Source organism: Leptolyngbya boryana PCC 6306 (genome assembly GCF_000353285.1).
GTDB classification, from domain to species: Bacteria; Cyanobacteriota; Cyanobacteriia; order Leptolyngbyales; family Leptolyngbyaceae; genus Leptolyngbya; species Leptolyngbya boryana.
The window spans coordinates 803937-822567 of the sequence record NZ_KB731324.1; the positions used below are offsets into that span (position 1 = coordinate 803937).

An 18631-nucleotide genomic window follows, 5' to 3' on the forward strand; every position below is an offset into this window, starting at 1 on the left:
TTCTGTCGCGATCTCAACACGGTAGACTATGCTGTGTTCTTTTTGGCTGTTCCGTTAGTGCGACGATGCAGAATGCTCTTCAACAATACAAACTCCTGCTCGCTGACTATCTCACGCCTCAATGGAAGCGCGTTTTGGGATTAGCGATCGCACTGCTCACCAGTATTGCACTCCAAATCATCAATCCTCAAATTCTGGGTTACTTTATTGATACTGCTGTGCAAGGCGGATCGCAGCAAGCTTTACTGACTGCAACGATCGCGTTTATTGCGATCGCGCTTCTCACGCAAGGCACTGAGATCGCGGCAACCTTTCTCAGCGAAATTGTCGCATGGACGGCAACAAATGCACTTCGAGTGGATTTAGCAGAACATTGTCTGCGATTGGATCTATCTTTTCACAAAGCACACACGCCCGGAGAAATGCTTGAAAGAATTGATGGGGATGTGAATCTACTTTCTAAATTCTTTTCTGAGCTAGTAATTCATGTACTCGGTAACAGTCTACTTCTGTTTGGAATTCTCATTGTTTTGTGTTTTGAGAATCAGCTAGCAGGAATGAGCTTGACGGCTTTTGCGATCGTGGCTCTGATTGCGCTATTGGCACAAAGATCAATCGCGATCGCGCCCTGGGCAGAGTATCGCCAAATTAGTGCTGAGTACTATGGCACGATTGGAGAACACATTGCTGGACGAGAAGACATTCGCGCAAATGGGGCTGTGAATTATGTGATGTTTCGCTTTTATGAACTGCTGCAACGCTGGCTTCCGGTTTATCAAAAAGCGAGATTTGCTAGCACAGTCCTATGGTTTACCAGCGTGGGATTATTTACGATTGGCAATGCGATCGCGCTATTTCTCTCTGCTTATCTTTGGTCGAGAAATGCGATTACGATCGGAACAGCTTATCTCATTTTTCACTATACAAACCTTCTCGCAAAGCCAATCGAACGAATTCGAGAAGAACTTGAGCAACTCCAACAGGTTGAAGCAAGTATTCAGCGGATTCATCAGTTGCTCAACATAGAGGCAGTGTTAAAACATTGTGGGCAGGCTGTTTTAAGTTCCGGTGCTTGTGCGATTTCTTTTAAGCAAGTCTACTTTCGATATGAGTCTGAGAATTGGACATTGCACAATCTATCATTTCACCTTCCAGCCGGGAAAATCCTTGGAATATTAGGGCATACAGGCAGCGGTAAAAGTACGATCGCTCGGTTGCTGCTAAGACTATATGACATTCAATCCGGTGAGATTCGTTTGGGAGATTGTGTGATCGCTGATCTCTCACTTTCAGACCTGCGATCGCGAGTCGGATTAGTAACACAAGATGTGCAGATCTTTCAAGCGAGTGTACGGGATAATCTTACTTTTTTCAATGATCAAATCTCAGATGCCTACATTTTAGAAACGCTTGAATTATTAGGATTAACACCATGGTTACGATCGCTGCCGGATGGGCTAAACACTCAATTGGGAGCAGATAGCACAGGTCTATCCGCAGGACAGGCGCAGTTACTTGCATTAGTGCGTGTTTTTCTGAAGAATCCTAGTCTCGTAATTCTAGATGAAGCGTCTTCTCGGCTAGATCCGCAGACTGAAAAAATGATTGAAGGAGCAATGGATCGACTGCTTGAACATCGGACAGGAATCATTATTGCGCATCGCTTACCCACACTCCAACGCGTAGATCAGATTTTGATGCTGGAACAAGGAAAAATTGTCGAATATGGCGATCGCGAAACGTTAACCCAGCAAGCGCACTCACGATTTGCTCGCTTGCTGAGGATGAGCGCGAATTAGAACGATTCAGCATGAAGTCGATGAATTTGCCGCAGACTCTTACAACCCACATCAAACAATATATCTATGTCAAACAGGACAGGCTCTATTCTTGAGCTTTTGTGATAACTCGACACATGCGCGCTGCCATAGCTAAGAATTAATGGCAAGTATACAGGGGTAAAATTATAATCAGGCGCTCCGAGCACTTGCCTGATTGACCGGGTTCACAAAAGAGCAAAATTCTGATTAAATCAGACTTAGTTCAATTTAATGACAATTTTTCTCATGTCAAATCCTGCGACACTGATAGCTCGCGATCTTTCTCTTGCTTATGACGGAACAGTGATTGTCCAGGATTTAACTCTTGCGATTCCTACTGGCAAGATCACCGCTTTAATTGGCGCAAACGGATGTGGTAAATCCACGCTTCTACGTGGATTAGCCAGGTTGTTGAAGCCTGTGAGCGGGGCAGTGTACTTAGATAGCAAGTCAATTTTTCAACGACCTACAAAAGAAGTCGCGCAACAGCTAGGATTACTGCCGCAAAATCCGGTTGCTCCTGAAGGACTCACGGTCAAAGATCTGGTGGCTCAAGGACGCTATCCGTATCAAAATTGGCTGCAACAGTGGTCTCCTCAGGATGAAAAGATTGTTCAGCGTGCATTAGAGATTACGGATTTAACCCAATTTGCCGATCGTGCATTAGATACGCTTTCCGGTGGACAACGCCAACGGGCTTGGATTGCAATGGCACTCGCGCAAGATACTGAGATTTTGCTGCTAGATGAGCCAACAACATTTTTAGACTTAGCCCATCAGATTGAAATTTTAGATTTGCTGTATGACCTAAATCAGCGGGAAGGAAGAACGATCGTGATGGTACTTCATGATCTCAATCAAGCTTGTCGGTATGCAGATTACCTCGTCGCAGTTCAAGCAGGGCGAATTTTTGCAGCCGGAGATCCTGAATCTGTGATGACCGCAGAGATTGTACGGGCGGTATTTGATTTAGACTGCCAGATCTTTAGCGATCCGATCGCAGGAACGCCCATGTGTGTTCCAATTAGCCAGAAAGCAAAAAATATTGCGCGATCGTAAGCTCTAGCGCGATCGCACATGTTTTTCGTAATAATCCTGCATCACTTCGTCGCTAGAACGACTGAGCGTTCAATGACTCAATCGTTCTAGCATCAAAATTTGCTACCAGGTGAAACCATAGCGCACACTGAGCGATCGCCCGCGCCCTGCTAAGTATTGGGTATCGTTCGTTTGCAATTGAGAAACGACTGGGAAGTAATCTGCATTCAATAGGTTCTCGATCGCAACCTGTAGAGTGCCGCTTCCGACTTTGATCTGACTGACAAAATCTACAGTGATGTAATCGTTGACTGCCTGACGACCAAACGCATTACTATTGTTGAACTGGTTGCGAGTACCAGAGTACAGCAGTTGTAAACGATTGCGCCAGCCTGGAAGCGTTTCATTTTCTACATAAGCTGTGAGCTTCAAAGGTGGAATGCGAAAACCATCTAGGAAGTTTTCGTAATCCCCATCATTGTTCGCATCAATCCGACCTTCTGCTAAACTTGCAGTTAGTCCTAGATTCCAGTTTCGGCTGGGCTGCACATCTAAGGTTGCTTCTACGCCATAAATTTGTTCAGGAGCACGGATGATGTCAACAAAACTGGCAGCGAATGTAGTCCCTAGGTTTGAGGTACTATAGAAGCCCGAAATCGAGGCTTGAACGTTGCTCCATTCTCCACGCAGACCAATTTCATAGTTATTCACTTTTTGGGGTTCAGGTCGCACTCGCTCGAACTGGAAATTGTTGGGTGCGGCTCTTAAAACTCGTCCAATGTCGGCAAGTGAGAAGCCTTGAGAAAAACTAGCAAATGCACTGAGTTCTGGCGTAATTCGATAAACGGTACCCAGATTAAATAAGGTTTCATCATAGTTCACCTTGCCGCCTGTGACCGAATTATTTGCAATCGTTGCAAAGTCATCGACACTCACCGCAGCCCGTTCATGTCTGATTCCTCCCCGCACAAGGAGACGATCGTTGAGTCGCGCTTCGAGTTGTCCGAATAATCCTAAGCTATTCGTTGTAATTGGTGGTGTCCAAGTGCGATCGCCTAACTTCCGAAATGCTAAGCCATTGCTATTGTCGAAGGTGGCGGGATCAAAAAACGATACAGGCTGCCGAGAATTTTCATGACTAAAATCCAGCCCCCAGAGTAAGTTTACGGCTTTGTTTGCTGTGAGTGGAGTTTCAACATCAAAACGAGTTCCGAATCGTTGAGATTCAACTCTTGACTGAAAAATCAAACGCCCTAAGCTTGCAGTGTTGCGAGCATCGAAGGGAAAGAAGCGCGCTAGAACATCCCGATAGTAGATTTGTCCACGTACTCGACTCCCCAAAACATTTTGATGAGTGTATTCCAAATTGAAAATCGAGTTTTTAGTTCCGGGTTCATCTTCAAGATTAAGCCCCTCTAGAACTCGCGCTCGTTGACGACCTGCTAGGCGAGCGACGATCGGATCACTTGTAAATGCGGGATCTTGTTGATATTCAAAACGACTGGCTGACAGCACTAAGCGTTGATTTTGGTCTGGCGTGTAAACGAACTTGCCAAATAAATTGATCGAATCTGCATCGGATAGTCCTCCTTGTCCAGTCGGATCGAGTGCAATACGATCGCCATTGGCATCAAGAAAGCTACCAATGTTAGCGATTCCAGCACTGAGCACATAGCCAACATTCCCTTCTGTTCCGGAGAAGGTTTGCTGCACGGTTTGACCCCAAGCATTTTCTGATCCCGTCAGCGATGTATTGACTCCAATTTCGGTCGTAGCTGTGAGCCGATTCTGGGCAGGAGTGCGAGTAATGAGATTGATCACACCTCCGGTTGCACCATCTCCATAAAGAGCCGTTGCACCGCGCAGCACTTCGATCCGTTCGATGATACTCGGATCGATCGTTTGCAAATCCCGAAAAACATTAGGGGTCGTTGCTTGAGGAATCCCATCAATTAAAACAGTAACGTTCCGTCCTCGTAACGTTTGCCCAAAAATATTGTTTCGCTCGTTGGGTGGCGCAAGTCCCGGAACGAGTTTGCTCAACGCATCAGAAACATCACGAGAGACTGCAAACTGTTGCTGAAGTTGATTCCGATCGATCGTTGTAATCGATTGGGGAACATCGCGACGGGTTTCCTGAGTTCGAGTGGCTGTCACGACAACTTCTTCTTCGTCTTCTGCTGTTTCGGTTGGTGCGACGATCGCCAGTGTAATTCCAGCTTGGCTTGCTCGGATTGTTGCGGTCGGAGTCTCGTTTGTGCTCGTGATGCTTACTTGTACCCGATTCGGGGCGATCGATTGAACAGTGACTCGCTGAATGCCTTCTGCTGGAGCGTCTACCTGATAGGTTTGACCTTGAGGAAGTGCTAAAACTGCATTCTCAAACTCAGCAATGAGAGTCCGATCGCTTGTTGTTAACACAGGTTGGGCTAGGGGTTTTACAGCCTCCAGAACAACATCAACCCCGGTTGCAGTGGGCACGAATCGTACATCTGTAATCTGAATCCTATCGGTTTGGAGTTCTTCAGAAGACTGCGATAGTAGTGTTGCCGATCGAGAAACCTGCTCAAATTCTTGAAGCCGTTTCACTGGAGATTCTGCGATCGCAGTTGACTGAAACACTAACCAAAACAGCGGAAAACTAGAGTACCACAACGCCCGATTCATACCGCCTCACACAAAACTTTAGTGCGCTCTTATTAGGATTTAGTTCTAATAGTGAGCTAAAAGTTAGCTTATCAAAGTCGATAGAAAAAGTCTTACGCAATCGGGAGCTGACTTAATCAAAACGGAGCAATATTTGCAATAAATAGTGATTGAATCTCGATTAAATAAACTGCGATTCAACTGCGTCGGAATTTGTGTGGACTCATTCCAACTTGTCTGTAGAATGCGTTACTGAAAGCAGGTAAGCTGCTGTAACCAACCTTGGCAGCAATGTCCGTAATATAAAGATCACTTTCTCTCAACAATTGTTTGGCTCGTTCCATCTGGCAAGCTCTCAGATAGCCAAACACTGTCGTTCCGAAGAGCTGACGAAAGCCCTGTTTGAGTTTGCAGTCATTTAATCCAACCTGTTGCGCTAAATCGACCAGTGAAGGAGGATATTCGATCGAGCATTGTAGAATCTCTTTTGCCCGCTCAAGCTTTTCCAAATCCTGAGATTTCCAGGCTGTTGATGGTATGGGTTGTTGTTCATCTTTTGCCCAACGTGCAAGCTGTAAGGTTAGCAGTTCCAGAGATTTACTTTCTAAAAACATCTGCCGCAATGCACCTTGATAGGAACAAGACAAAATCTGCTGAATAATGGGCTGAATGGTACGAGCCGCGATCCCAAAGGTTTGGTGAAAGGGGTCAATCGGCTGTCCGTCTAAGAGTCGCCGAATCAGGAGGGGAAATGTTTGATCGAGAGCGTACGATCGTAAAAATTCAAGACCGACACTCAATGTTAGGCGTTGTAGCGGTTGTTGGGCTGGATAATATTCGATCGATCGAACATCAGGAAGATAGCAGATACAGCTTTCTCCATTCTCTTCAGAGCGATCTTCCTCTTTCGCTAAACCAGGATTCACAATCCGAAAATCACCGGATAGATAAAACGTTAGCGTGAGTTGAGGAAGTTGATACACATAATCTAGATGAATGGGTCGATCGTAGATCACGTTATCTAACCAAAGCTGAAATCCTTCTCGGAAAACCGTTAATCGTCTTTGCCCTTGCCCCAATGCTTGCGGTAATTGGCGCAGTCCTTCGTGACCTTGCCACGTCCAAACTTGATCTGCTTCTAGTGCAGCTTGCCACAGATCATTGAATTCGCCTTGCGTCACGATGTCCATTTTGATCGCCACAAACTTTGATAGAAACTTAGACGGTAGGAACTTCAACAAATTTGGTTGTTTAGTCTCTCGAAGATTTTAGCTTGTTTTGAGATACTATTCATATTAATTCTCAATAATTATGAAGTCTCAGCCGATTATTACATGTTCCAAGATTGTTTTTATGCCATTTTTGCTCGTTAAACTAACGAAGTGAGTGATTTAGAGTGAGATCAGAATAGATCACATTAATTCTCAAGAAAAGAGAGGAATGACGTGTTTAATCCATCACGTAGCAGAGTAGTTTGACTAGCATTCAGGGAGAAGTCCATGTCTCAGTTTAGTAGGCGGCAGTTTCTTGTTACAGCGCTAGCTTCTGCCGCCGTAGCTTCTTGTACACGCCAAAATCAATCTCGCTCCAACATCTCAACAACTGCAAGCCGTATTGTCGCGCTCGAATGGGTGTATGTCGAAAATCTCTTGGCATTAGGAATTCAACCGATCGGAGTCGCAGACATTCGAGGCTACAAAACCTTTGTAGATATAGAACCAAAGCTAGCAGAATCCGTGGTAGATGTGGGTACTCGTCAAGAACCGAGTTTAGAAGCGATCGCTCAACTCCAACCCGATCTGATCATCGGCACTCAACTCCGGCATGAGACGATCTACGATGCTTTATCCGCGATCGCGCCAACGCAGCTTTTTAACCCTTATCCAGACTCTAATACTCTGTCCCAGTTTGATGAGATGCAACAGACGTTTAGAGCGATCGCACAACGAGTCGATCGGCGGGAAGCTGGTGAAACGGTGTTACGTCAAATGCAAGATACTTTTCAGGCAGCCAGCGATCGTCTGCGTTCTTCAAAGCAAAACACGCGCTCTTTTATTCTAGGGCAGTTCAACGAAGCCACTCCCCAGATTCGGCTATTCACAGATGATGCAATGGCAGTACAAATCCTCAACCAGATTGGATTAAAAAATGCGTGGAAAGGACAACTCGATCGCTTCGGGTTCAATACTGTCGGAATTGAAGCATTCCCCAAAATTGAGCAAGCAAGCTTTCTCTACATTGCTGGAGAGAATAACACTCACCTCAAGCAATTACGGGAGAATCCAGTCTGGAAAGGATTAAAGTTTGTCCAAGAGCAACGGTTGTACCCTATTGGCGCAGAAACTTGGGTGTTTGGCGGCCCTAAAAGCGCTCAATTATTGGTTGAAAAAGTGACTGCTACACTCACTGAAAAATGAAGATTCAAATCGTTTCACCTCTTAAGGTCTTTGGTTTAGGAACCATGCTGTTGCTGGTGCTATTCATGGTTCACATCACCCAAGGACAAGCAAACTTAGATCTTGCTACCGTGATCGAGGCTATTTTTTCACCCAATGATACGCCCGAACACAACATTGTTCGCTATCTTCGGTTGCCTCGCGCCACACTTGGCATTCTTGCAGGAGCCGCTTTGGGAATGGCAGGCACTGTTTTACAAACGATGACTCGTAATCCTTTAGCTTCACCTGCGACTCTCGGAATTAATGCAGGTGCTTATCTTGCTGTTACGCTGGCTGTCATCTTTTCACCTGGATTATTTTCAATCTCACCCACACTGATCGCTTTAGCTGGGGGATTATTTGCCGCAATTTTAGCTTATGCGATCGCAGGAGCAGTCAGAGCCACTCCCATCCGCCTAACACTTGCAGGAGTAGCAGTCTCTCTCGCATTGTCCGCCTTCACTGCTACTCTACAACTCATCTACGAAAATGAAACCAGTGATTTATTCTTCTGGGGAGCGGGTTCTTTAGTTCAAATTGACTGGAGTAAAGTTCAGTATGCTGCTCCTAGAGTCACAATTGCCGCAATTTTATTACTGGGAATGGCAAGATCCTTAGATGTGTTGTCTCTTGGGGAAGAAGTCGCCCGATCGCTCGGTAACACAGTCCAACTCACCCGTATCTTCAGTACCTTGCTAGCTGTATTCTTAGCCGCGATCGTCGTCAGTATATCCGGCCCGATTGGCTTCGTGGGGCTTGTTGCTCCACATATGGTCAAACTCATGGGATGTCGAAAACACAAATTATTACTGCTCGGTGCGGCATTATGGGGCGCAATTATGTTAGTCGGATCGGACATTATTGCTCAAAGTTTGACCACCAACTTGAACGATCTCCCAACCGGAAGTATTACCGCGCTCATCGGTGCTCCTTTCCTCATTTGGCTAGCTTCTACGTCAAAACAATTAGGAGGTGATACGCCTTCTATCTCTACTCAGCAGCAAACTTCTTCCCGTCGATTCTCCTATCCGGTGTTGCTATCGGGTTTGATGGGGCTACTGTTCATTATTGCGATCGCAGGACTCCTACTCGGCAATCGCACGATCGGTGTTGATCAACTCATCGATCTGGTATCCGGTCAAGGCACTGCCTTATCTCAAACTGTGATTCTAAATCTTCGGTTACCTCGATTGTTAGTTGCGATGGTTGCAGGTGCAACATTAGCGGTAAGTGGATTGCTGCTTCAAGGAGTCGTGCGAAATCCGTTAGCCGGGCCTGAAATCGTTGGCGTAACATCAGGGGCAGGATTAGGAGCAATGATTGTTCTGGTTTTCGTTCCCAATGCGACTCCTGAGAGTCTTTCATTGGCTGCAATCGTTGGGGCTGTCAGTGCTTTTAGCTTGGTCTACTTACTATCTTGGAAAAAAGGAGTACTGCCAGCGAGGTTAGCACTTGTTGGGGTCGCCGTTTCTGCATTTTGTTCTTCTGGGATCAACGTGCTAATAGTCCTAGCAAAATTACGAGTTGCACAAGCGATCGTGTGGCTGTCAGGGAGTACTTACGCTCGCCAGTGGGATGAACTGTGGCGATTGATCGTCTTACCTGTTTTACTCTTGCCGATCGTATGGTTGTTTGCGCGCCGATTAGATGTTTTGGCGCTAGGAGAAGATGTGCCTCGAACTCTAGGAATGTCTCTGCAACGAGTTCGTGCAGCCATGATTGCGATCGCAGTGGTTCTGTCAGCCGTTGCCGTTTCCACAGTTGGCACAATTAGCTTTGTGGGATTGATTGCACCTCATGCAGGTCGGCTGTTAGTTGGAGGTCGTTACCGTCAACTTGTCCCTTTAGTTGCAATTTTAGGCGCACTTCTAGTCAGCCTTGCCGATGTAATCGGAAGAACTGCGATCGCGCCTAGAGAGATTCCTTCAGGGCTAGTAACCGCCATGATTGGAACACCTTATTTTTTGTGGTTGATTCTAGTCAAGCGAACAAAGTAGTCCCATAACTTATCTCATCAATTATGGTGTGGACGGCTCCGCAGGCGGTTGCGCAGGCGGGGCTTCTGCGGGAGCAGGTTCGGGGGGTGGAGCTTCTACGGGCGGGGCTTCTGGAACAGGTTCGGGGGGTGGAGCCTCTACAGGCGGGGCTTCTGCGGGAGCGGGTTCGGGGGGTGGAACTTCTACAGGTGGAGCCTCTACAGGTGCGGGTTCAGGGGATGGAGCAGCAGGAGTCGGAGAGGGTGAAGTCGTTGGGGGTGGTTGGATGGGTTCAGTTGCAGAAGCAGGGGGTTGTTGCTGTTGGGCTTCGCGTTGAATACGCTCTCGCTCTAAGCGTTCTTGTGCCGCGCGTTCTGCTTCTTGTGCTGCGCGCTCTTGTTCTTCTTGGCGACGACGACTAGCATTTTGCCGCTGGAAATCGGAGCCTTCTTGTTCAGAGGTGACGCGAATGCGTTGACCTTGAAAACCACTTTCTGAAGCTTCATATCTGCGCCGACGAATGGCTTCTTCCGCTTTACGATCGACTTCTGCATTCCCGCTCGATTGTCTCAAGCGGACATTGGTCACATTGCCATCTTTATCAACATCAAAATCAAATCGGGCTGAACCTTCTGCCCCAAGATATTCATCTAAGCCGCAGTTGTTTTTGCACTTTGGACGATTGCGGCGAGAACGAGCGGACGGGTCAGAGTCTTCACGCGGCGGAGCTTGGCGAATCGCAACAGGTTGAGGTGAAGGACTCGGGCGACCTTGCTGTCCGGAGCCTGTACTGTTGCCAGTTCCGTTACCCGTGCCATTGCCGATCCCGTTACCCGTACCCCGATTTCCGATCCCGTTACCCGTGCCATTGCCAGTTCCATTGCCAGTTCCATTGCCGATTCCGGTGCTAGTTCCAGGCGTTTGCTTGCTTGCTTGTGTGGTGGGTGAGGTCGTTGGACTCGATGCAGGGCTTGCAGAGGTGCTCGGAGCCGGGGTTGAACTCGGCGTTGGACTCGGACTGGGTGCAGGGGTCGGAGTTGGACTGGGTACAGGAGTCGGTGTTGGGCTTGGTGTTGGGCTTGGCGTTGGACTTGGCGTTGGACTCGGTACAGGAGTCGGAGTTGGATCAGGAACGGGAGTCGGTTCTATAATTTCTGGCTCTACGGTCGGAGCAGGCACAAGAACAGGTTCGGGGATCACTTGTGCAATTTCATTCGGTGGAGGGGTACTAGGATTTGGGTTAAAGAGTGAGAACTGTTCTGAACCACCTCCACTCCCTCCTGCTTCTACATCAGTAGAAGCATCTGTTTCAGGGGGAGCTTCATCAGGTTGATCCTCAGCAATGATTTCAATTTCTTGTTCTGCAATCGTCGCTTCTAAATTTGGTTTCCAAAACATCACCAACAACGGGATCAAGATAAGATGCAATGCGATCGCGCCCGTAAAACTAAAGGGCAAAAACCGCTTCAGTCCTAGTGCTTCTTTCTGACGCTGCTCGGCGATTTCTGGAACAATGCTCATAAAATATTGACAATAAATTGCATCAGATGATTTTTCTGATCTCAGGCTAGTAGCTCGCCTAACATCTGTCAATGGTTGATCAAGAATGAAATCATACTCTAAGAATGCCTGTTTTCAAATAAAATTTGGCGGTTTTCAGATCCGCAAGCAGGTAAAAATACTTGACAATTAGTTTCATTTGGTTCTACGCTGCTCTATGAATATTTTGCCGCTTCAGCACAGTTTTTCGCATTCACAAGCCTTTGAACAGTTATCAGAGTAGGTTGGAGTTTAGGAATGAGTAACGCGATCGAGATTCTGAAAGCAGGCGGGGTTGTTATGATCCCCTTGCTATTGTTTTCCATTACGGCGATTGGCTTGATCATTGAGCGATCGCGCTATTGGAGTCGCATTATCAAACGTCAACCGAAGATGATGCAGCGCGTGTTGATGCTCTATCAGGAAAATGATGTGGCAGAAGCGATCGCGGTTTTGAAAAAGAACCTTGATCTGCCTGCGGCTCGGATTTTGCTATCGGCACTCTCGCTTGATCGTCCTACTCCAGAACAGTTTAGTTTGGCGATGAAAGCAGAAGCACAGGCAGAAGTGCCAGGAATGAAGCGATTTACCAACATCTTCGATACGATTGTGGGCTTATCTCCATTGTTTGGATTGCTAGGCACAGTCACGGGATTAATCGTTTCCTTCTCGTCGCTGAACATCGGCAATGTTGGCGGAAGCCAAACCGCAGGCGTAACGGGTGGGATCAGTGAAGCTCTAGTTTCGACTGCATCAGGACTGATTGTCGCGATCTTTAACTTGTTTGCAGTTAGCATCTTTCGCGGGTTCTTTACTCGCCAGACAGCGCTGATTGAGGAATACGCCAATCGATTTGAACTCATCTACGATCGCCGCTACGAAACCCGCCGAGTCTCCTAACTGAATGAAGTCTTATGCTATTTCCTGAAGAAAACGATCAACCGCCTCAGATCAATATTGTGCCGATGATTGATGTGGTGTTTGCACTGCTCACTTTTTTCATTGTTTCGACTTTGTTTTTAACCCGATCAGAAGGCTTACCGGTGAATCTTCCCCAAGCAGCAACCGCTAAGATTCAGCAGCAAACAAGAATTGCTGTCAGCATTCAGCCGGATGGAGAGATTGCGTTAAATAAGCGCCCTGTTCAGATTTCAGACCTCCAAGTCGGGGTAAAAACTTTGGTGCAAGCGAATCAGCAAGCGGTGGTCGTGATCAATGCCGATGAAAAAGTGCAGCATGGTCAACTTGTGGCAGTCATGGACGAAATTCGCAAAATTGATGGGGTAAAAATGGCGATCGCAACGAAGAAGAAGTGAACTTGATCACAGATTGTGAATCTACTACGCTGCGTCGTTTGACAGTCAGTATGCTCATCCTCTATATAGACAATAGTTTTCGATTGACTGACGTTAAAACTTAATTTTTAGGTACGGCGATCACAGATTCAATCACGAGCATCAGGCGATAGTCCGTCGATTCAAACATACTGATGCTGTCTTGTCTCACCAGTTCTAAGATGCAAAATAGAGCAAGCCTCGCAGTTATAGTTTTCTAGCGTTCTAGGATTTCACACAATTGCTGCACAATTAGCAGATTCGCCAATTGTGCGATCGCTAATTGTGCAGACCACCTTACGTACAGATCTACTTGAGGGTTGTTTTCATGAATTTCAGACCGCTCTGAAATTCTGTAAAAGAATTCGGTGCTGGCAGAGTTGCTGAATTTTTCCGGCTCGTCTTAACTCGCTTAAAGACCGGGTCACAGTTACCCTCGTCGCGCCAATTAACTCGGAAATACATTGGTGGGTAAGCGGAATATCAATGAGATATCCCTGCTCATCCAATCTGCCAAATCGTTGTGCTAACCATTCTAAAAGCTTGACCAATCGAACCATCGTCTGCTTGATGCTCGTCACATTCAGCAAGGTCTCTACCTGGTGGAGGTGAGAGAGAAGCAAGTGAGTGCAATCATCCGACAAGGGAATTTCTCTGACTAGCACTGGAGTCAAACATTCAATCTGGTAAGGAGTAATCGTCGAGAGCTGATGCCCGACAACCTCTCCAGTTCCCCAGATCCCTAAAGCAGAGATCGTCCCTTCATCATCCCAAGTAATCGTTCGGACATAGCCTGATTCAATTCTCCACAAACCATCCCGAGTAAAGGGCAAGTGTTCTCGATACCGAAACGATCGCGCTTGAGTGACATCACAGGGAGGGATCAAGGAGAGATACCGTTCTTCAGAATGGGTCTTAGCGGTAGCGGTTGAAAGAGTAAAGAGCATGTTTCTTAGGTCTGGAAATAGCTGGACTCACAGAGCAGGGTTCAAAATCTCGACACTGGATAGCAGCCTCAGTCAGAGCTTCACAGGGTCGAACTGTGCATTTCAGGTTGTAATCTCCGGTGAAGTAAGCACAGCGACTACAAGGAATTCGATGCAGCCTCCTCAATCGCCTCATTCCGTCTTGTCCTGCCCAACTAAGACTAAAAAGGAAACCCGTTAACAGTGCAAAAATGCAAAAGCAGCAGAAGAAAACCTGGCAAAGTTGAACGAGATAGTTCATGATGGCTGTGTTCCTGACTAGCATTCACCCACTCAATTTTCGGTCTATGGTTCATCGGGTCTTCCTAAATCATGGCTGAAGTGCGATCGACGGAAGAGGAACAATCCTCCTCCATCATCAGAAATCAAAGTCTAGACTTGCACTGAATTCAATGCTTTCTCAATTCGCTTGAAGTCGAAGCCCATGGCTCGAAGGGCGTGCCAGAGATGCCCTTGTAAGAAGAAGAACGCCAAGAAGAAATGAGCATTTGCCAACCAAGAGCGGGGAGTATGAGCGCCCATGGGTAACTGAACGGTATCCGCAAAGTAAGGCGTGATTCCGAGCTTAACTTCGAGTGCAGGTCCGTAGAACTCAACCGGATAAGCAAGTGTATTCACTGCACAGAAGTAAGCCGCAACAAATCCAGCGAGCGCAATTCCACCCAAAGAATACGAGAGAATCGCCTCACCCGAAAAGATCAACAGATTTCTTGCCCACTTTAATGGTGGAACAAGAATATGCCAGATTCCACCCCCGATGAGCAGCAATCCAACATAGACATGTCCTCCGACCAAATCTTCCAAGTTATTTACACTAGCAAAATGCGTTTGATATCCATAGATGATTGCTGGATTCAGCGTTGGCTCAGTCACGACACGAACATCTTGAATCGTCGCATCATAGATTCCACCGAAGAACATTGCTTTGGTAACGAGCAACAATGCGCCGATCCCTAACAACAAGAGATGATGACCTAAGATAAATCCGAGGGTTTCAGGCTTTTCCCACTCAAAGTGGAACTTCCGTGCTTGTCCTGTTGCTTTTTTGAGATCTTGCGGCGCTCTGAAGGTGTGGAACAATGCTCCTGCTCCCAATACCGCAGAAGAAATCAAATGAACTGCACCCACAACAAAGTAAGGATAGGTATCGACGATTTGTCCCCCTTTACCGACTCCTAACCCCAAAGTTGCAAGGTGCGGCAGTAAGATCAATCCTTGTACACCCATGGGAAGCTCTGGCGAATAGCGCGAGATTTCAAATAGCGTAAACGCTCCAGCCCAAAACGTAATGAGGGCAGCTTGAGCAACGTGAGCTGCAATGAATAAGCCCGATAGATTGGCAAACCGGGCATTTCCTGCCCACCAATCATATTGAACTTCCGAATTTCCGTAACTTTGCATGATTTATTTTTCTCCTAAGTTAGAGTGTGCTGAGATCTTCAGCATGAACAACGGATCACTCGACTAAATGCCAAAGTCTGTTTTCAGTTGAGTGACCCAAGCTTGAACGCGATCGTCTGTGAGATCGGATGGGTTATCTTCATCGATTGCGAGTCCGCAGAACGGATTCCCTCTCACCGCTTTCGATTGACTATGCTCATAGCCTGCGTTAGAAATATCCAAATCCACAACTGAATCGCCGCCAAATTTCTTTGAACTGTGATGCTAGTCATTCCATCTACCTCATTGAGGAGAGTCAAAAAATGTCGATTTATTGACTATAAGTCTCAATAAGTTCAAAACAGAGTTTAGCATTTTTACTGCGATAAATCCTCAATAGTTAATCATTAAATAATATTAAGATGGGTAGTATAGCAGCGAATAAATACAAAAAAGCTCCGGTTGTAGCGTGAGGGAGGAGAGTACCCTACAACCGAAGTGAAATTAGATTGAGCTGAATATGCTCATCTACGGTCAAATCAGTTGGGTTGGATTCTTGTTTCAGAATCAATAGAAATTTGCGTCTGTGCCTTTTCTCCTCAAATAACGAATTGCGAATGAACGATCGTCCGCACAAATTCAATAGCAAGCTATTGAGAATTAATTTCAGATTAAATGAGAGGCTGTAGAATGACAAGTATTGAGTGTGACAATTTCAGTTAGATGTTGCAGTCAGAGTCAAAATTGAAGATTAAAAGTTGGAGATGGACTGTTTATGGTTAAAAAGGACTTGCGAAAAGGGGAGCCGAATTCTGCTAATTCGCGAGCTTTGCAGCACCATTCTGCTACGTTTAGAGCGCTCTTGCTCACCCTTGGACTGATCATCGCATTAGTTCTCACCATGATTCTTGCCCTGTCCCAAGGCGCTATCAAACTGAATGTTATTGAACTATGGCAGGCTTTATTCCGACAAGGTGAGGCAACACAGCAAACAATCATCTGGGATTTGAGAATTCCTAGGATTATGTCAGGCGTGTTAGTTGGTGCTTCACTGGGTATGTCGGGAGCGATGCTACAAGGAATGCTCCGAAATAGTTTGGCAGACTCCTTTGTGTTAGGCATTTCATCTGGTGCTGGTCTGATTGCTGTTATTCTGATTACAGTCTTAAAAGCGCAGGCACTCGTTCCCATTGGTGCTTGGATAGGTGCGCTCATTTCAGTGACGATCGTGTTTGCCCTGGGCTATCAAGGAGGACGAATTGTGAGTGAGCGATTGATTCTGGGCGGAATCGCGATCGCGACTCTATCCGGTTCTGCTCAAACGTTGCTGCTGCTATTCGCAGATGAAGGACAGGTACAAGGCGTTCTGAATTGGTTAATCGGAAGCTTGAATGGGCGCGGCTGGGCAGAACTTCATCTGGTTGCGCCCTACGTTGTGATCGCGCTGATCAGTGGATGTTTACTGGGTAAGACGATTAACTTACTCAATTTAGGGAACGAGATGGCAGTGAGTTTGGGTGTGTCATTAGTTCGATCGAGAATTTTAATTGGAGCCACTGCAAGTCTACTAGCAGCAAGCGCAGTGAGTATTTCGGGATTGATTGGATTTGTCGGATTAGTTGTGCCGCATGGGGTGCGATTGATCATTGGCAATGATTATCGTTGGGTGTTGCCAACGAGCGCAATCGCGGGTGCATTAGTTCTGACATTGGCAGATTTACTTTGTCGAATTGGCTCGATTGAATTTCCAGTCGGTGCTGTGACTGCCTTGCTCGGCTCCCCGTTGTTCATTTGGTTACTTTACCGCCGTCGCCAAGGAGTATTTTGATGCAGATTCCACTTTTAGAAACTCAGCAACTGACCGGGGGATATGGTGATCGCACGATCGTACAGGATATTCACCTGTCTCTGATTGCGGGAGAATGGTTAAGCTTAGTCGGTGCAAATGGTTCAGGTAAATCTACTCTATTACGGCTGCTCAGTCGAATTCTTACACCGACGCATGGAGCCGTTTTGCTTGATGGTAAAGCAATTCATCAGCAACCACCGCGTATCGTTGCTCAACGGCTTTCTCTCTTGCCTCAACAACAAACCATTCCCGAAGGACTGACCGTAGAACAATTAGTCGCACTAGGACGTGCTCCCCATCAGGCTTGGTGGCAGTGGGAGCTAAACGCTTTAGACCAGCAAAAAGTAAGAACTGCGATCGAGCAAACTCAGCTTCAAGGTTTTATCGATCGTCCCGTCGAAGAACTTTCAGGTGGAGAACGACAACGCGCTTTTTTAGCCTTAGCATTGGCACAAGAACCTAAGATTTTACTGCTAGATGAACCAACCACTTATCTCGATGTCCACTATCAGTTAGAGCTATTAGAACTTTTACGCAGGTTGAACCGTGATCATCAAATTACAATCATCACGGTTCTGCATGAGTTGAATCTTGCAGCGAGATATAGCGATCGTATTGGTTTGCTGAAAGAAGGTTATTTGAATGCAATGGGTCAGCCGAATCAAGTGTTCACTGTCGATCGGTTAGCAGAAGTGTTTGGGATTCAAGCTCTGATTTTAGACACTCCTGTAGGACTGCAAATCTGCCCATTGCATTCTCTATCACCGGAAAACAGTCTCTTTTAGTTTTTTGCAAGCTTCTTCGATCTCGCGAATACTTCCAGGATTGACTAATCCAAAGTAATCCATTGTATAAACCTGCTGCTGCTGGACTGCTTTTAACTGACTCCAAAACGATTGCGATTTGAGTTGATTGATCTCACCTTCTCCCGTATCGATGAGGATGATTTTCTCTGGATTGATCTGAAGCAGCTTCTCCGGTGAGAGCGTCACATAACCATTAAATTCAGATGACCCCTGCAACTCTGCGGCTACGTTTTTAACAGCAAACTGATTGAGTAGATCGCCTGCCCAGCTTGACTTATTGGGCGAAAGGATCGGTTGCCGACTCGCTAAAACTAACACAGATGAAGTTTGAGCAGGCTTAGGCTCTAGCAAGGCTTGATAGCTTTGAATTAAGGGGTCGGGATTCGCATTCAGCGCTGTTGCGATCGTGCGAGTGAGTTCAGAAAGCGATCGCCAACTATTCACTTCAGTTGCTAAGGTTTGAATCCCAGATTCTTGTAGCTTTGCTAACGCTTGATCGTGAAATCCTTTTGCGCCAATTACTAGATCCGGTTTGAGGGCGACAATCTTTTCTAAGTTCGGTGGCGTCCGTCCTTCACTGACTCGCGGCAATTGAGCAAAGTCAGGGTTTTGATTGACCAATCGGCTCCCAGAAATCGCAACTAGCTTTGTTTTATCCAACCGATTTACAATATCTGCGGATAAGGAAGTTAGAGCAACCACCTTAGAAGCCGTTTTGATCTCAGGCTGAGTTTGAGACGTTGGAGCCTGGCTGACAGGCGGCGCGGGTGTTTGACAAGCCGCTAGCAGCAGGACTAGGAGCAAGGGAGTAAATTTCAT

The 18631-nt window shown here is 46.5% G+C and carries 15 protein-coding genes; 8 read left to right on the top strand and 7 right to left on the bottom strand.

Annotation, left to right across the window (positions count from 1 at the left end):
- Window positions 1-65: 65 nt before the first annotated feature.
- A complete protein-coding gene (locus tag LEPBO_RS0103705; RefSeq protein WP_017286190.1) occupies window positions 66-1799 on the top strand; it encodes an ABC transporter ATP-binding protein in 1734 nt (577 codons plus the stop codon).
- A 267-nt stretch (window positions 1800-2066) separates the two neighbouring features.
- Complete coding sequence (locus LEPBO_RS0103710) at window positions 2067-2879, top strand: ABC transporter ATP-binding protein (protein ID WP_026148399.1); 813 nt, start codon at window positions 2067-2069, stop codon at window positions 2877-2879.
- A gap of 102 nt (window positions 2880-2981) precedes the next feature.
- On the opposite strand, the gene LEPBO_RS0103715 is transcribed toward LEPBO_RS0103710, so the two are convergent.
- Window positions 2982-5525 carry a TonB-dependent receptor domain-containing protein gene (locus tag LEPBO_RS0103715; RefSeq protein WP_017286192.1) on the bottom strand — a complete coding sequence of 848 codons (2544 nt, stop codon included), beginning with the start codon at window positions 5523-5525 and terminating at the stop codon, window positions 2982-2984.
- Between the two features lie 176 nt (window positions 5526-5701).
- Entirely contained in the window at window positions 5702-6706 is a 1005-nt protein-coding gene (locus tag LEPBO_RS36065) for a helix-turn-helix transcriptional regulator (RefSeq protein ID WP_051077762.1), read from the bottom strand.
- A 297-nt stretch (window positions 6707-7003) separates the two neighbouring features.
- On the opposite strand from LEPBO_RS36065, the gene LEPBO_RS0103725 reads away from it, so the two are divergent.
- Together LEPBO_RS0103725 and LEPBO_RS0103730 are read left to right on the top strand one after the other, a co-directional pair.
- The gene (locus tag LEPBO_RS0103725) at window positions 7004-7921 is read left to right on the top strand and encodes an ABC transporter substrate-binding protein (RefSeq protein WP_017286194.1); all 918 of its coding nucleotides are present in this window, start codon (window positions 7004-7006) and stop codon (window positions 7919-7921) included.
- On the top strand, window positions 7918-9939 hold the full coding sequence (locus LEPBO_RS0103730) for an iron ABC transporter permease (protein ID WP_017286195.1): 2022 nt from the start codon (window positions 7918-7920) through the stop codon (window positions 9937-9939). Before LEPBO_RS0103725 ends, LEPBO_RS0103730 begins: the two co-directional genes overlap by 4 nt.
- Before the next feature lie 21 nt (window positions 9940-9960).
- Here the strand turns inward: LEPBO_RS0103730 and LEPBO_RS41660 are convergent, their stop codons facing one another.
- Window positions 9961-11439: an energy transducer TonB family protein gene (locus tag LEPBO_RS41660; protein ID WP_017286196.1), complete on the bottom strand. Its 1479-nt coding sequence runs from the start codon at window positions 11437-11439 to the stop codon at window positions 9961-9963.
- 276 nt (window positions 11440-11715) lie between these two features.
- Between LEPBO_RS41660 and LEPBO_RS0103740 the strand changes: the two genes are divergently transcribed.
- Together LEPBO_RS0103740 and LEPBO_RS0103745 are read left to right on the top strand one after the other, a co-directional pair.
- Window positions 11716-12357 (top strand): MotA/TolQ/ExbB proton channel family protein, encoded by a 642-nt coding sequence (locus LEPBO_RS0103740; RefSeq protein WP_017286197.1) that lies wholly within the window; start codon window positions 11716-11718, stop codon window positions 12355-12357.
- A gap of 14 nt (window positions 12358-12371) precedes the next feature.
- Entirely contained in the window at window positions 12372-12773 is a 402-nt protein-coding gene (locus tag LEPBO_RS0103745) for an ExbD/TolR family protein (RefSeq protein ID WP_017286198.1), read from the top strand.
- Window positions 12774-13126: 353 nt separating this feature from the next.
- Here LEPBO_RS0103745 and LEPBO_RS0103750 read toward each other — a convergent pair whose 3' ends face one another.
- From LEPBO_RS0103750 to LEPBO_RS42780, 3 genes are all read right to left on the bottom strand, one after another.
- Window positions 13127-13738 (bottom strand): Crp/Fnr family transcriptional regulator, encoded by a 612-nt coding sequence (locus LEPBO_RS0103750; protein ID WP_017286199.1) that lies wholly within the window; start codon window positions 13736-13738, stop codon window positions 13127-13129.
- 411 nt (window positions 13739-14149) lie between these two features.
- Window positions 14150-15178: a chlorophyll a/b binding light-harvesting protein gene (locus LEPBO_RS0103755; protein WP_017286200.1), complete on the bottom strand. Its 1029-nt coding sequence runs from the start codon at window positions 15176-15178 to the stop codon at window positions 14150-14152.
- Window positions 15179-15241: 63 nt separating this feature from the next.
- On the bottom strand, window positions 15242-15406 hold the full coding sequence (locus LEPBO_RS42780) for an NADPH-dependent FMN reductase family protein (protein ID WP_017286201.1): 165 nt from the start codon (window positions 15404-15406) through the stop codon (window positions 15242-15244).
- Between the two features lie 526 nt (window positions 15407-15932).
- On the opposite strand from LEPBO_RS42780, the gene LEPBO_RS0103765 reads away from it, so the two are divergent.
- Both LEPBO_RS0103765 and LEPBO_RS0103770 read left to right on the top strand, forming a co-directional pair.
- On the top strand, window positions 15933-16985 hold the full coding sequence (locus LEPBO_RS0103765) for a FecCD family ABC transporter permease (RefSeq protein ID WP_017286202.1): 1053 nt from the start codon (window positions 15933-15935) through the stop codon (window positions 16983-16985).
- Window positions 16985-17791 (top strand): ABC transporter ATP-binding protein, encoded by an 807-nt coding sequence (locus tag LEPBO_RS0103770; RefSeq protein WP_017286203.1) that lies wholly within the window; start codon window positions 16985-16987, stop codon window positions 17789-17791. Before LEPBO_RS0103765 ends, LEPBO_RS0103770 begins: the two co-directional genes overlap by 1 nt.
- On the opposite strand, the gene LEPBO_RS0103775 is transcribed toward LEPBO_RS0103770, so the two are convergent.
- Window positions 17768-18631 carry an ABC transporter substrate-binding protein gene (locus tag LEPBO_RS0103775; protein WP_017286204.1) on the bottom strand — a complete coding sequence of 288 codons (864 nt, stop codon included), beginning with the start codon at window positions 18629-18631 and terminating at the stop codon, window positions 17768-17770. The two genes, LEPBO_RS0103770 and LEPBO_RS0103775, sit on opposite strands and share 24 nt — an antisense overlap.

Bases quoted from the DNA above. Each gene is read 5' to 3' on its own strand.
- LEPBO_RS0103715 (WP_017286192.1), bottom strand. From the start codon at position 5,525: ATGAATCGGGCGTTGTGGTACTCTAGTTTTCCGCTGTTTTGGTTAGTG.
- LEPBO_RS0103750 (WP_017286199.1), bottom strand. From the start codon at position 13,738: ATGCTCTTTACTCTTTCAACCGCTACCGCTAAGACCCATTCTGAAGAA.
- LEPBO_RS0103725 (WP_017286194.1), top strand. From the start codon at position 7,004: ATGTCTCAGTTTAGTAGGCGGCAGTTTCTTGTTACAGCGCTAGCTTCT.
- LEPBO_RS41660 (WP_017286196.1), bottom strand. From the start codon at position 11,439: ATGAGCATTGTTCCAGAAATCGCCGAGCAGCGTCAGAAAGAAGCACTA.
- LEPBO_RS0103765 (WP_017286202.1), top strand. From the start codon at position 15,933: ATGGTTAAAAAGGACTTGCGAAAAGGGGAGCCGAATTCTGCTAATTCG.
- LEPBO_RS0103770 (WP_017286203.1), top strand. From the start codon at position 16,985: ATGCAGATTCCACTTTTAGAAACTCAGCAACTGACCGGGGGATATGGT.
- LEPBO_RS0103710 (WP_026148399.1), top strand. From the start codon at position 2,067: ATGTCAAATCCTGCGACACTGATAGCTCGCGATCTTTCTCTTGCTTAT.
- LEPBO_RS0103730 (WP_017286195.1), top strand. From the start codon at position 7,918: ATGAAGATTCAAATCGTTTCACCTCTTAAGGTCTTTGGTTTAGGAACC.
- LEPBO_RS0103755 (WP_017286200.1), bottom strand. From the start codon at position 15,178: ATGCAAAGTTACGGAAATTCGGAAGTTCAATATGATTGGTGGGCAGGA.
- LEPBO_RS0103740 (WP_017286197.1), top strand. From the start codon at position 11,716: ATGAGTAACGCGATCGAGATTCTGAAAGCAGGCGGGGTTGTTATGATC.
- LEPBO_RS0103775 (WP_017286204.1), bottom strand. From the start codon at position 18,631: ATGAAATTTACTCCCTTGCTCCTAGTCCTGCTGCTAGCGGCTTGTCAA.
- LEPBO_RS0103745 (WP_017286198.1), top strand. From the start codon at position 12,372: ATGCTATTTCCTGAAGAAAACGATCAACCGCCTCAGATCAATATTGTG.
- LEPBO_RS0103705 (WP_017286190.1), top strand. From the start codon at position 66: ATGCAGAATGCTCTTCAACAATACAAACTCCTGCTCGCTGACTATCTC.